General features: G+C 65.9%; 10 protein-coding genes. All 10 read right to left on the bottom strand.

What is annotated here, in order from left to right; all coding sequences use genetic code 11:
* Nucleotides 1-2,152, bottom strand: a 2,152-nt coding sequence (locus tag AB1446_05605) for an HD domain-containing phosphohydrolase (GenBank protein ID MEW6546379.1), incomplete at its 3' end; no start/stop codon positions are given.
* An 87-nt stretch (nt 2,153-2,239) separates the two neighbouring features.
* Nucleotides 2,240-3,322, bottom strand: coding sequence for a GGDEF domain-containing protein (locus tag AB1446_05600; protein MEW6546378.1), 1,083 nt, complete (start codon nt 3,320-3,322; stop codon nt 2,240-2,242).
* Nucleotides 3,323-3,673: 351 nt separating this feature from the next.
* Complete coding sequence (locus AB1446_05595) at nt 3,674-4,822, bottom strand: HD-GYP domain-containing protein (GenBank protein ID MEW6546377.1); 1,149 nt, start codon at nt 4,820-4,822, stop codon at nt 3,674-3,676.
* Nucleotides 4,823-5,338: 516 nt separating this feature from the next.
* A complete protein-coding gene (locus AB1446_05590) occupies nt 5,339-6,565 on the bottom strand; it encodes a glycosyl hydrolase family 18 protein (protein MEW6546376.1) in 1,227 nt (408 codons plus the stop codon).
* A gap of 200 nt (nt 6,566-6,765) precedes the next feature.
* A complete protein-coding gene (locus tag AB1446_05585; GenBank protein MEW6546375.1) occupies nt 6,766-7,971 on the bottom strand; it encodes an FAD-binding protein in 1,206 nt (401 codons plus the stop codon).
* Nucleotides 7,972-7,983: 12 nt separating this feature from the next.
* Nucleotides 7,984-8,769 (bottom strand): electron transfer flavoprotein subunit beta/FixA family protein, encoded by a 786-nt coding sequence (locus AB1446_05580; GenBank protein ID MEW6546374.1) that lies wholly within the window; start codon nt 8,767-8,769, stop codon nt 7,984-7,986.
* Nucleotides 8,770-8,773: 4 nt separating this feature from the next.
* On the bottom strand, nt 8,774-9,934 hold the full coding sequence (locus AB1446_05575; GenBank protein MEW6546373.1) for an acyl-CoA dehydrogenase family protein: 1,161 nt from the start codon (nt 9,932-9,934) through the stop codon (nt 8,774-8,776).
* Nucleotides 9,915-11,333, bottom strand: coding sequence for an L-seryl-tRNA(Sec) selenium transferase (gene selA, locus AB1446_05570; GenBank protein MEW6546372.1), 1,419 nt, complete (start codon nt 11,331-11,333; stop codon nt 9,915-9,917). Before selA ends, AB1446_05575 begins: the two co-directional genes overlap by 20 nt.
* A 93-nt stretch (nt 11,334-11,426) precedes the next feature.
* Nucleotides 11,427-12,680: a serine hydroxymethyltransferase gene (glyA, locus tag AB1446_05565; GenBank protein ID MEW6546371.1), complete on the bottom strand. Its 1,254-nt coding sequence runs from the start codon at nt 12,678-12,680 to the stop codon at nt 11,427-11,429.
* 33 nt (nt 12,681-12,713) lie between these two features.
* Nucleotides 12,714-14,282, bottom strand: coding sequence for a YifB family Mg chelatase-like AAA ATPase (locus AB1446_05560; protein ID MEW6546370.1), 1,569 nt, complete (start codon nt 14,280-14,282; stop codon nt 12,714-12,716).
* Between the last annotated feature and the right edge of the window lie 24 nt (nt 14,283-14,306).

Genomic DNA, 14,306 nt, shown 5'->3' with positions numbered 1-14,306 from the left:
GCTCCCACCCCCACAAATTAAACGCCCCCCCCTCAACCTTGCGGGACCCCCCCCCCCCCCCCCCCCGCACGGCAATATCTTCCATCTCTTCGGCCGGAATCCCCAGGAACGCCTCAACTACCCGCGGGTCAAACTGCCGACCCGCACACCGCCGCAGCTCCTCCCGGGCCTGCTGGGCACCGAAAGCCTGCCGGTACGGCCTGGCCGACGTCATGGCATCGTAGGCATCCGCCACCCGGATGATCCGCGCCAGAAGGGGGATCTCCTCCCCCACCAGCCCCGCGGGATAACCACCGCCACCGTAGTCTTCGTGGTGGTGCCGCACGGCAGCAACCACCGCAGCCGGAAACCTGGCCGGCTCTAAAATCTTAGCCCCCACCACCGGGTGGCCCTGCATCTCCTTGATTTCTTCCTCGTCCAGACGCCCCGGCTTGAGCAGAATGTCTTCGCGCACACCGATCTTGCCCAGATCATGCAACAGCCCCGCCAGGTACACCTGCTCCCGCTCCTCAGCACCAAGCCCCAGCACGCGCGCGCACGCCCGCGCCCACCGCGCCACCCGCAGGGAATGACCCCGCGTGTAAACATCCTTGGCCTCCAGGGCCGCCGCCAGCGCCCGCACCGCACTCAGATAGTATTCCCGCAGCGACGAGTAGAGGCGGGCGTTCTCCAAAGCCAGCCCGGTCTGGCTCGCGACGATCCCCAGATACCCCACTTCTTCCTCAGTCCACCGCCGCGGTACGGGGGAATAAACCTTCAATGTGCCCAGAATCTTTCCGACCCCCCGCACCGGCACCACGGCTACCGCCCGCATCTCGGCCGAGTAGTACGGCAGATGCATGTCCGATCCGCCGGCGGCCAGGTCTTCCACCACCACGGGCTCTCCCGTCTCCAGCACTTTGCCCAACAGGCTACCCTCGGGCCGCACGCGGCCTGCCCTGGCCTGCAGCTCCGGACCCATGCCCACGCTCGCCTTCAGCACCAGCTCGCCCGTCTCCTCATCGAGCAACCGCAGCACACACCACTCCGCCCCCAGCACATCCCTGACGCTGGCCAGGGCCGACTCAACGACCACATCCACGTCGAGGCTGCTCGACACCACCCGCCCCACTTCGATCAACCATTCCAGCATGGCCGCCCTGAGCTTGAGCTCGCGGAAAAGGCGGGCATTCTCGAGCGCCAGCCCCAGGCTGGTGCCCAGCGTGGTCAGAAAAACAGTCTCGTCTTCAGTGAAGCCGGCACCTTCCGGCCTGCCCCCTATGGTCAGCACCCCCGTCACCTGACCGCCAACGATAAGGGGTAAGGCCACCGCCGGCCGCCGCTCTTCGGGCGTACCTCCCGGCCGGCTGTTAAAGTGAACGGCACGGGTCTCTCGCTCAACAGCGGCAACCACTTCGCCCGACGGCACCACGCGGAACTCGTCACAGGGCTCCACGGTGGCCGCCACCTCGGCAGCCGCAACCCCCGGCACCGCCTCAGGAAGCATCACCACCGACCCGCTGGTGGCACCGGTCAACCGCAGCACCGCCCCCAGCGCCCGCCGGGCCACTTCCGCCACCTCGAGGCTCCCGGAAACGGTCTGGCTGAATTCAAAGAGAGCAGCAAGCTCGTCCGCTTTTCTCCCCAGTTCCTGCTTGGCATAGAGCAGCTGCGCCACGGTGTCAGTTACCCTCTGCACCACCGCCATGACCGTCCTGAGCCGCTCTTGCGTCCACACCGGCACCGCCCCGGCCACCTCAAGAAGCTTCTCCGCATCAATACCCGTCTCCCGGGCCAGCCGCACCACTGCCTCCTCCGCCAGCGGCTGCAATGCCACATTGCCACCCAGCACCACCGCTACCGTTTCCCCAGCCACCCGCAGGGGAACCGCCAGATGCACCAGCCCGGCGTGACACGCGTGAAGAACCTCCTCCCCCGCAGCCACAGCAGCCCTCGCAGAGGCCTCACGCGAAGCCACACACCTGGCCCGCGCTTCCGGATTGCTGCCCAGCATGGCACAGAAAGAACACAGGTTGGACGGCTCGGTCAGCGCACGCCCATCCGGGTACGCGACCATAACCGCCAGCCCTAGGGCCCGGCTCATGCTCTCTTGAAGTTCCTGTAAACCCACCTGCTTCAGCTCTTGGTAAAAAGCAAACCTCCGCTCCGCCATGGTAGTTAATGCACTGACGCACCTCCATCTCACCGGCTACCGGCCCGCCCGTCGCCAGCTACCCTGACCCGCGCCGCAGCCCCCCGGCTACTCCACGACCTCCAGCGCCAGCCGCTTCCGGCCCTTCAGCTCCTTCGCACGGTACAGCCTCCGGTCGGCTACCTGCAAAAGCTCCTCCAGTGCAGCACCATCCGCAGGCCACACGGCAACTCCACCCGACAGGCCGGTATCAACCTCCATCTCCCGGCTCACCCTCTCCACCACCTCCTCAAGCCGCCGCATGACATGCTCACCCTCTTCCCGGCCACCAGGCACCACCACGGCGAATTCATCCCCACCGTACCTGGCCACCACATCTCCCCGCCGCACAGCACGCTGCATCCCCTCCGCCACCCGCTTCAGCACCTCGTCCCCAAACAGGTGCCCCCGCTCATCGTTCGCCGCCTTGAAACCATCCAGGTCCACCAGAACCACCGCAAACTCCCTTCCCTCCACCACCAGACGCCCCACCAGATCGTACAGCGACCGCCGGTTGAGCAACCCCGTCAACGGGTCCCGCTGGGCAAGCTGCATGAGTTCATCCCGCTGCACGCCTATATACCTCACCACCACGGCTACCGCACGCGCCTCAAACCACATGACCCCGGCAACCACACCAGGTCCCAGCACGCGCCGGACCGAAAAACCTTCCCCCAGCGAAGCCACACAGATGACCGCCAGTGCCGCAGAATTGACTGCCGCCGACAGGTAGGCAGCCCGCGCTCCCGACCGGAAACCGTGCGTGAACACCGGAACCAGGAACAGAAACAACAGCGGCCCGTCAGCACCACCGGTGGCCACCACAAGACAGCTTATCGCCCCGACCCCAAACAGCATCGAGGCAACCTCCGCCAGCCTCCTGTGCTCCAGACGGCACACCAGCCCCGCAGCATTCACCCCAACGAATCCCGCCGCGAAGAAACCGAGCAGCAAAAGAAGCAACGGCTTCCCCTGCGGGAGGGATACCAGGGCAAGCAGGACCAAGAACGCCCCCAGGCCCATCTTCAGCCGCCCCAGGGCGCGCCAGAGGCCTTCGGACAATCCCTTTAACTCACTATGTACCACATTCTTCTCCTCCACCCCGTTCGTGCCGCGGTTACATTTTACCATGCTCCCCGGATCCTGTCGCACGTCATGTACCACCGAATTCACCGACCCCGATTCTGACCGCATGCTGACCACACTCCGTGACCAACCGGTGGGCATGACGCGTCCGGAACCATGCTCGAACTCCCGGGCGGCGCGCCTCGCCGCGCACGACGGCCAGCGAAAATCCTGCCGACAAGCGCAGGCGCGAGTTCGTCACGCCATTACCATCACCCACACGTTTTCCGCAGTCCGAAGCATCAGCGCACCTACCTCAACTGTTATCGCCCATCGCTTGCAATTCGTAAGTCTCCTCGGTGCCGTCAACTATGCGGGCGATACAGTCGGCCGAACAGGCAGAGAGCACATGGACTGCCAACCGCGTGGAGCCGTTACCTAATCACCACCGTCCACCCTGTTCGGCGTCCCAGACACGCCTCGTTGCCCGAGCAGGCGGAGTTCCAGGACGCGTTCAAGCTCCTCCGGAACCGTATCCGCCACAAGGCTCACCTGTACCTCCGGCATGTCCGCCAATGCGATCTCGACCGGCTCTACCGGTCTATTTCTGCCGTCAGCGAGAAGCCGGACGACTGGCCGCTCACCGTCACGCTTATCCTGACGCACCACGACGCCAAAATCACCCGTGCTCAGGCGCACGAATGTGCCATTCGGATAAGAGGCCATTCTCAAGGCAAGCCGCCGGACAAACCGCTGGTCGAACCTAGCAGCGGAAGCCCTCAAGTACCGGATGGCCTCGTGGGGATGAACCCTTTTGCGGTGCGGGCGGTCTTCCGTCATGGCGCAGAATACGTCTGCCACGCCCACTATCCTCCCGATGTCCAGAATCTTATCGCCCCGTAAGCCACGGGGGTAGCCGCTACCGTCAAGCCTCTCGTGATGCTCAAGAGCAGCATGAGCCGCAATATAGCTGAATTCCTTGTTCTCAGTGATTATCCGGTAACCCAACGTGGTGTGGAGCTTCACGCGCTCGAACTCCTGGTTCGTCAACGAACGCGGCGCTCTCAAGATCTCCACGGGCACCTTAACCATGCCGATGTCGTGCAACAAGGCGCCCACACCCAACTCCCGCATCTTTACCCTGTCGTACCCGGAAGCCATTGCCACCAGCAGGGACACAGTGGCGACGTCCACTGAGTGCCAAAACAGGTAACCCTCATGGCACCGTATGGCCGAAATCGAAAACACCACCTCGGGTTGCGACCACAGCTCATCCAACATGCGTTCAACGGCAGCGATTATCCTCTCACCCCGGCCTTTCTTGCCGGGCACGGTCCTTTCGAACATGCCCGCCACGGCAGACGCCGCCATCGCACGAGTCTCTTCGCACAAAGCGTCGTCTATTATCACATCGTCAAGGAGACCATCCTGGACTACTACCCACCCGTACCCCCGCGCACGTAAAGCCTCGACCAAGCTGGGGGTTAGGACCACACCAGCGTTCACCAGTAATCTGCCGTCCGGCGCATAAATACTTTTCGCCAGCGTGGCCCCGACCACACCCTCTCCAAGCATGACCTGCCTCACAAACTCCAACGCCTCCCCCAAGGCTGGTCGTTTGCTCCGACCCGGCAGGTGCGTATTCTACTGTAGTGTACTACGGAATCCGCCTAATTTCGACCGTGACTCCACGTGATTGCGACCAGTCGGGGCAGAGCACGCTGTTCTGGTGCCTCATGGAGTCGAAGTGAAGGGACTTCGGGGCGAAGCGAAAAAGCAAAGGCCCGCGCTAACCGCCAATTGAGCCCGGAAACCTTCCCCCAGGACGGACCGGTTTCTCACCCCGCCTTACGCGGGCGGTGTCTACTGGAATTGGTGCTGGTTCTTCGTCGGTTTGCAAGGATTGCAAACCAGAGGGCCGGGAACTCCCCCAGGTTGCAAACCAACGGCAAACCGTCCACACGTGAACTGGGGTACAATTCTTGAGGCCCAAGCACTCCAGTGAGACTGTTTGAGACTGCCTCCTTCTGACAGCGCCCGGGCCTCCGGGCCGCAATAGGGAAGGGCGACAGAGCCGGCCAGTCGCCCGACCCCCTTCCCGATTCAGCGCAGCCGCTCGCTGATGAGAGGCCAGATCTCGGGCACCTCCGTACCCAGCCTCCAGATGGTGATACCGCCCAGCCCCAGCTCCTTCACCAGATCGAGTTTGGGGGCCAAGGAGTACTCGTTCTCGTAGTATACTATCCGCCTTGACCCGGCACGCACGTATTCATAGTATGGCGCCTGCGCCCGGTCGTCCCAGCGGTGGGTCACCCCGCTCTCGAAGGCCACCGCCCGCGCCCGGGAGGCAGTGACGGCCACCCCCCGGCTGGTACCCGCCACCCACTCGTATCCATACGCAGCCAAACCCAGCCACACCCTTTCCGGACCGGCAACGCGGGCAGCGTACGAGGCCACCTCGCGCACCCAGTCCAGCGGGGCCACCGCTCCCGGAAAGCTCCCCGCCCAGTGGTAGTCATAGGCCATGGGAGCAATGTAATCGACCAGGCGGGACAGCGCCCGGTAGTCATAGGCGGCGTTCCAGGAAGGAGTGTCGTCCCCCGTCTTGGGGGGAAGGGCCAGGGCCACGCGCTTCCCCGACATATGTAATACCCGTGCCACCTCGCCCACGAAAGCGGTGAGAGCCGACCGGTCTTCGGGGACCACGTTCTCCAGATCCAGGATCACACCTGCGTAGCCATGCTTCAGGCAGAGACCCTTCAGCGAGTTCGCCGCCCGCTGGCGGGCCTGCGTAGAGGAAAGCAGCTGGTGGGCCAGGCGGGGATCGAACCCAACGGAACTCTCGTTGGTCACCACCATCCAGCCCCGGGCTCCCGTTTGCCGGCAGAACGCCAGCACATCGGGGCTGGGCTCACCGGACACGTACCCGTAAGGACTGAGGCGGAAAGCGAAATCGGCCACCGCCGTCAGGTGCTGGCCGTAAGACCACAGAGACTCCCCCGCACCGGGCCCGTAGAAATATCCCACCACCACGGGGCCTTTCCGCGTCCCCTCCTCCAGCGCCACCCATGTGAGCGGGCCCACGATCCCGTCCACCATCAGCCCCCGCGCGCGCTGGAAAGCCCTCACGGCCGCGGCGGTGCGGGGCCCGAATACGCCGTCCGCCGGGCCGGGGTCGAACCCCGCCTGCTGCAATTGCTGCTGCAACCGGACCACGTCCGGGCCCGCCGCTCCCTGAGCCAGCAGGCGTGCAGCCAGAACGGGGGGCGACCCCACCAGCATCCCTACAATCAGTGCCACCAGCAACCATTGCCGCATGCGCACGTCCATCTGCCCCCACTGCTCCTGTATCTAACCAGAAATGGATGCCCCGACAAGATCTGGGACTATCCGACAACATTGTACATGCCTGGGCACGCCCTGTCACTGCCCGCCTGGAGCCGTCTGTCGCCTTAGGGGCACACCACTCCCCGCGCAGGTCTACAAAGCTCGTGCGCACGCGGCCATGCGCTGTCGCGCTCCTGCGCGCCTCACTGCCTCTTCTTCCTGATCACCTCGATGAGAGCGGGGATGACCGCGAACAGATCACCCACGATGCCGTAGTTGGCCACCTTGAAAATGGGAGCCTGGGGGTTCTTGTTGATGGCCACGATCACGTCGGCGGAACTCATGCCCGCCAGGTGCTGGATGGCCCCCGAAATCCCTACCGCAATGTACACCTTGGGCGCCACCGTCTTCCCCGTCTGCCCCACCTGGTGGTAGTAGGGAATCCAGCCCGCGTCCACCGCCGCCCGCGAGGCACCCACCGCTCCCCCCAGCAGGCGCGCCAGCTCGAACAGGAGCGAAAAACTCTCGGGACCTCCCAGGCCCCGCCCTCCCGCCACGATGATGTCCGCATCCTCCAGCTTTACGGTCTCGGTAACCTCTTCGGCATATTCCAGCAACCGCGTGCGGCAAAGAAGCCGCGACCCGTCCACCGGGAAAGAGACAATCTCCCCCCGCCGGCCCGGGTCGGGAGCCAGGGGACGGAACACCCGCGGACGGGCAGTGGCCATCTGGGGCCGGTGGCGCGGGCAGATCACCACGGCCATGAGATTACCACCAAACGCCGGCCGGGTCTGCACCAGCAGCCGGCGCTCGGGATCGATATCCAGCCCCGTGCAGTCCGCCGTCAACCCCGTGCCCAGCCTGGCCGCCAGCCGGGGCGCCAGGGACCGCCCCAGAGCCGTGGCCCCGAAAAGAAAGATCTCCGGTTTGCGTTCCCACACCAGATCCGCCAGGGCAGCAGCCACCGGCTCCTCCCGCAGATCAGAAAGGGCAGGATCCTCCACCACCAGCACCTGGTCAGCCCCACGGGCAACCAGCTCCCCCGCCAGGGGAGCAACCCCCTCCCCCACCAGCACAGCACTCACCGCCGCACCCAACCGCCCAGCCAGCTGGCGCGCCTGCCCCAGCAACTCGTACACCACCGGGGCCACCCGGCCCCGACGATGCTCCACAAACACCCACACCCCCTGACCCTCCGCAGCCTCGCCCCGCTCGGGCTCGTGCACGACGATGGCCTCAACCGGACACACGGAGAGACAGGCCCGACACAGGTTGCACCCTTCACCAATGTAAGCAGTCCCTTCCCGCATGCTGATGGCACCGGTGGGACACACGCCCAGGCACGATTCGCAGCCGGTGCACCGGTCGGCCAGTACCTCAATCAGATTGACAAATCCCTCTGGACCCAACAACAGCACCCCCTAAAGTACACCCGCCGATTGCAGCCGCGAAAGCAGCACCTCTGCCACTTCTTCAGGGGAACCCTCCAGCAACTCACCCCGCCGCTCCACCTGGGGCACGAATATCTTCTCCACCATCGTGGGAGAACCGCGCAGCCCCACCTCCTCCTCCGAAAGGCCCACGTCGGCAGGAGTCCACACCGGGATGGTGGCCCGCCGCGCCTTCATGATCCCCTTCAGGGAAGGAATGCGGGGCTGGTTGATGTCCTTCACCACCGTGATCAGGCCCGGCAACGACATCTCCACCGTCTCCACAGCTCCCTCCACCATGCGCTCCACCACAGCCCGACCGGGTTCCAGTTCCCTGATCTTGCGCACGTAAGTCACGTGCGGTATGCCCAGCAGCTCCGCCACCTCCGGACCCACCTGGGCGGTATCCCCGTCGATGGCCTGCTTGCCGCAGATGATGAGGTCGTAAGGCTCCAGCTTGCGGATGGCCCCCGCCAGCGCCCGCGAGGTGGCCAGGGTGTCCGCCCCCGCAAAAGCACGGTCGGAAAGGAGGACGGCCTCATCCGCCCCCACCGCAATGGCATCCTGCAGAGCCTCCCGCGCCTGCGGCGGACCCATGCTCACCACCACCACCTGCCCCCCCAGGCGCTCCCTGATCAGCACCCCTTCCTCAAGGGCGTAGGTGTCGAACGGGTTGATGATGCCCTTGACCCCTTCCCTGATCAGCGTGTTGGTCTCCGGGTTGATGCGCACCTCCGTGCTCTCGGGAACCTGCTTGATGAGAACGATGATCTTCATGGCATCAACCACCTTTGCGTGCACTTTCCCGCAACAGTTCCTGGGCGATCACATTGCGCTGGATCTGATTGGTCCCCTCGTAGATCTGGGTGATCTTGGCATCCCGCATGAGCTTTTCCACCGGATAGTCCCGCATGTAACCGTAACCGCCGAAGATCTGCACCGCGTCGATCGCCACCCGCATGGCCACGTCGGAAGCAAACAACTTGGCCATGGCCGATTCCTTGGCGAAATCCCGGGCCCCCGCATCGATGGTGCGGGCGGTTGCGTACACCAGGGCACGCGCGGCTTCCACCTGCGTGGCCATGTCCGCCAGCATATGCCCGATCGCCTGGAAGGTGATGATGGGCTTGCCGAACTGCACCCGCTGGCGGGCGTAGGCGATGGCCCGATCGAGGGCCCCCTGGGCCAGGCCCACCGCCTGCGCCCCCACCCCGGGCCGGGCCCGGTCCAGAGTGCGCATGGCGATAGGGAACCCCTGCCCTTCCCGACCTACCAGTTGGCTCGCCGGAATGCGGCACCCGGTGAATACCACCTCCCGGGTGGCCGATGCCCGGATGCCCATCTTCTTTTCCTTCCGCCCGAATCCCAGCCCGGGCGTTCCCTTCTCCACCACGAAACAACTGGCCCCCCGCGCCCCTTTCTCGGGAGCCGTGAGGGCGATCACGGTATAGATGTCCGCCTCACCCCCGTTGGTGATCCACTGCTTGGTGCCTTCCAGCACGTATGTGTCACCCTCGCGGCGGGCCGTGGTGCGTATGGCACCCGCGTCGGAGCCGGCCTCGGCCTCCGTCAGGCAGAAGGCAGCCATCTTCTTGCCCTCCGCCACCGGGCGTACGAACTTCTGCTTCTGCTCCTCGGTACCGGCCAGCAGGATGGGCATGATACCCAGCCAGTTGGCCGCGTAAGAGGTGGCCACCCCCGGGCAGGCCCAGGATATCTCCTCCACGGCCAGGCAGGTCTCCAGCACCCCCCCTCCCAAGCCACCGTATTCCTCCGGGATACCCACCCCCAGCAGGTCGGTTTCCCCCAGCCATTCCAGGATCTCGCGGGGGAATTCTTCTTTTTCGTCCAGCTCCGCCGCCACCGGTAAGATCCGCTCCCGGGCCACCCGCCGGGCGAGATCTTTGATCATCGCCTGCTCCTCAGTCAGGAAGTACTCCATCCTCCGCCACCTCCGCATTCAGCACCGCCGCTACCTGGTCCGCCACCTCGGGCAGTTCGCCGTCAAGAAGGGTCCGCACATCCAGCAGCACCTGCTCTCCCTGCACGCGGGCCAGCACGGGAACGGGTGCCCCTCGCAGCCGCGCTGCCAGATGCTCGGCACCCCCCGGGGCGCGGATAGCGACGGCATAACTGGGCAATTCGACGCCGGGCAGCGATCCCCCTCCGGGTGTCGAGCGTGCGGGCACAACACCGATGTTGACCCCGGTGCCCGGAGTGAGCCGACGGCTGAGGAGCCGGCGCAACCGCTCGGCCCGCGCCCGCAACTCGGGAGCGCTCACCACAAGGCTGGCGAGCACGGGGATGTGTGCGGGGGGATCGGCTTCCAGGTAGAGGGCAAGCGTGGCAGAGAGGGCGGCCAGCGTCATCTTGTCCACCCGCAGCGCCCGGAGCAAGGGGTGGCGACGCAGGCGGGAGACGATTTCGGCCCGACCCACGATGATGCCGGCCTGGGGGCCTCCCAGCAACTTATCTCCGCTGAAGGTGATCAGGTCTCCTCCCTGAGCCACCACCCGCGATACCAAAGGCTCGTCACCCACGCCGGCCGCAGCCAGGTCGAAGAGGCAACCCGACCCCAGGTCGAACATGACGGGGATGCCACGGGATCGGCCCAGTTGCACCAGTTCCGGCCAGGTAACCTCGGCGGTGAAACCCTCCATGCGGAAGTTGCTGCGGTGTACCTTGAGCAAAAGGGCGGTTTCCGGTCCAATCGCCCGCTCGTAATCCTCCAGGCGGGTGCGGTTGGTGGTCCCCACCTCCACCAGGTGGGCGCCGCTTTCGGCCATCACCTCGGGGATGCGGAAGCCGCCCCCGATCTCCACCAGTTCACCGCGGGATACCACCACCTGGCGGTCGCGCGCCAGGGCGGCCAGGCACAGGAGCACGGCCGCCGCATTGTTGTTGACCACCAGGGCGTCCTCTGCCCCGGTGAGGAGGCGTAGCAACCCCACCGCATGCACGTAGCGTGACCCCCGCTGTCCCGCTTCCAGGTCGAATTCCAGGTTGGAATACTTCCCTGCCAGGGCCGCTACCGCCTCCACCGCACGGCGAGCAAGGGGCGCCCGCCCCAGGTTGGTGTGCAGCACCACCCCGGTGGCGTTGTAAACGCGGCGAAGCGGGAAGCGAGCGGCCCGCAAAGCAGCAGGCAAACGCTCCCTGATCCACCCCGTGGGGTCGGAAACGGTACGCCCCCGCTCAAGTTCGTGGCGCAATCTGGCTGCCAGTTCCCCCAGCACCCAGGAAACCAGGGCCTGCGGGTACCCCCGGGCCAGTTCCTTCACGGCAGGATCCCCGAGCAATACTCCCACTCCGGGGATCAGGCGTCGGGCGTCCTCTCCCACCGCATTCCCCCATTTCCACCGAAACTACCGAAACTGCGTGCCAGATCATACCATGGATGGGCCAGCAGCGTCAACGCCTGTTCGACCCGGCGGTCACACGGGGAAGCCGGGGTAGAGGGGGAAGGCCGCACACAGTTCCTTCACCTCAGCTAGCACCCGCTGGGCAGGAACTCCCCGCAACAGCACGTCCCCCATCAGGCGCGCGATCAGGCGCATTTCCCCTTCCTTCATGCCCCGGGTGGTCACCGCCGGCGTACCCACCCGGATACCGCTGGCCACCTTGGCCCCCCTGGTGTCGAAGGGGATGGTGTTCTTGTTAACGGTGATGCCCGCCTCACCCAGCATCTGCTCTGCCTTCTTGCCGGTGAGGCCGCGCACGCTCACATCCACCAGCATGAGGTGATTGTCGGTGCCGCCCGACACCAGCCGGAACCCCTCGCGCATGAGTTCCTCGGCCAGCACGCGGGCGTTCTTGACCACCTGCTCCTGGTAACGCCGGAACTCCTCCCCCATCGCCATCTTGAGGGCCACCGCTTTGGCAGCAATGACGTGCATGAGCGGGCCTCCCTGGATGCCGGGGAACACCGCCCGGTCGATTTCCTCGGCGTACCGGGCACGGCACAGAATGAGGCCACCGCGGGGACCCCGCAGGGTCTTGTGGGTGGTGGTGGTCACGAAGTCGGCGTGGGGGACGGGACTGGGATGCACCCCGGCGGCAACCAGACCGGCGATGTGGGCCATGTCCACCATCACCATGGCGCCCACGTCCTCCCCTATCTGGGCGATACGGGCAAAATCGATGAAGCGGGGATAGGCACTCGCTCCCGCCACGATCAGGCGGGGCCGGTGTTCCCGGGCCAGTTGCGCCACCTGATCGTAGTCGATAGTTTCGGTATCCCGGCGCACGCCGTAAGGGACGAACCGGTAGTACTTCCCCGATATGTTCAGGGGGTGCCCGTGGGTGAGGTGGCCCCCGTGGGCAAGGTCCATGCCCATGACCACGTCACCGGGCCGGAGCACGGCGAAGTAAACCGCACTGTTGGCCTGCGCCCCGGCGTGGGGCTGCACGTTGGCGTGCTCGGCCTCGAACAGCCTCTTAGCCCGCTCGCGGGCGAGGCTCTCCACCACGTCCACGTATTCGCAGCCGCCGTAGTAGCGCGCCCCGGGCAGGCCTTCCGCATATTTGTTAGTGAGCACCGATCCTTGTGCCCACATGACCTCGGGCGGAGCGTAGTTTTCCGACGCGATCAGTTCCAGGCCCTCCTGCTGTCGGTGCAACTCGTGGGCCAGAGCCTGTGCGACTTCCGGATCTACCTGCCGCAAGCCTTCTGCGCTGTACCGGTTCATGATTGTAGTCCCCATCCTTTCGTGTGGTGCAGGTTACCGCCGTTCAATTTCGCTGTCCCCTCCCGCTTCCCCTACCCGGGAGCCGGGACGCAGAAAATGCACGCACCGGAACTGAAGGGCCTGTCCCACGTGCTCCACCCCCACCCGGGCCTGACCGTCCAGGTCGGCCAGAGTACGCGCCACCTTGAGGAGGCGGTAGTAACCGCGGCCGCTGAGCCCCAGCCGGGCAAATCCCTCCCCCAGCAACCTTTCCGCCTCCGGGGAAAGCCGGCAAAAGGCATTCACCTCGCGAGAGCCCATCTCCGCATTGAGTTTTTTCCCCACCCGCCGCAAGCGGTGGACCTGCCGTTCCCGGGCTTGGACGACCAGGGCGCGGGCCTGGTCCGACGGGGGCCCGCCCGGCGCGTCCATCCACTCCTCCCAGGGCATGCGGCGCACCTCGACCTGGATGTCGATGCGGTCGAGGAGGGGGCCGGACAACCGGTCCCAGTACTGACGAACCTGGTGGCCCGTGCAGGTGCACGGGTGATCGGGATCGCCCAACCGCCCGCAGTGGCACGGGTTCATGGCCGCCACCAGCATGAAGCGGGCCGGGTAGGTTACCCCCTCCCCCAGTCGCCCCAGGGTCACCCGGCCCTCCTCCAGGGGGCCACGCAGGGATTCCAGCACCGGCCCTGCAAAGCGGTTCATCTCGTCCAGGAACAGTACCCCCAGGTGAGCCAGGCTCACCTCGCCCGGCCTCACCGGATGGTTACCTCCGCCCACCATGGCTGCCCGCCCCAGATGGGGATGGGGGGCCCGCCAGGGTCGCTGCCGCACGAGCCCGTCGTCTCCCGCGAGGAGGCCAGCCACGCTCCAGATCCGGCTCACTTCCAGGGACTCTTCTCCCGAGAGGAATGGCAACAAACGCGGCAAACAGGAGGCCAGCATGGTCTTGCCCGCGCCCGGCGGTCCCACCAGGACCAGATGGTGCCCACCGGCGGCGGCGCACAGCAACGCCCGCTTGGGCAGTTCGTGCCCGCGCACGTCGGCCAGGTCGGGACCATCTACGGTCACCGGTTCTGGGGGACGCAGGGTAGGAGCGGGAAGCTCCCTTTCTCCCCGCGACCAGGCCACCAGGTCGGACAAGCGGTTCAGGGTGCGCACCTGCAGGCCCTCCACCGCCGCCGCCTGCCGGGCTCCCGCCGCCGGCACCACCAGTCCCTTGCCCTGGCGGGCGGCCAGGATAGCCATGGGGAGGATACCGGCCACGGCCCGCACCTGACCGTCCAGTCCCAGTTCCCCCGCCAGGAACCAGGAATCCAGGTCGCGCTTGCCCAGTTGCCCGGAGGCGGCCAGGATGGCAGTCGCCACGGGCAGGTCCAGCCCGGGCGAGGCCTTGTGCACGTCGGCGGGAGCCAGATTCACGGTTATCCGGCGCAAGGGGAAATCCAGCCCGGAGTTGCGCACCGCCGAACGCACCCGCGCCGTAGCTTCTTTCACCGAGGTCCCGGCCAGACCCACCACCTGCACGCCGGGCAGGCCCGGCCCCACGTCGCACTCCACCCGCACCGGCACTGCATCCAGGCCGGTGAGCGTACACCCCCAAGTCCTGCCCAGCACTCATCATCCCCCGCCCCAGGCCAG

It is taken from the genome of Bacillota bacterium, assembly GCA_040757085.1.
GTDB lineage: Bacteria > Bacillota > Sulfobacillia > JACIYH01 > JACIYH01 > JACIYH01.
Note: the sequence above shows the minus strand (reverse complement) of the source record. Positions and strands in the feature narration are given on the sequence as shown.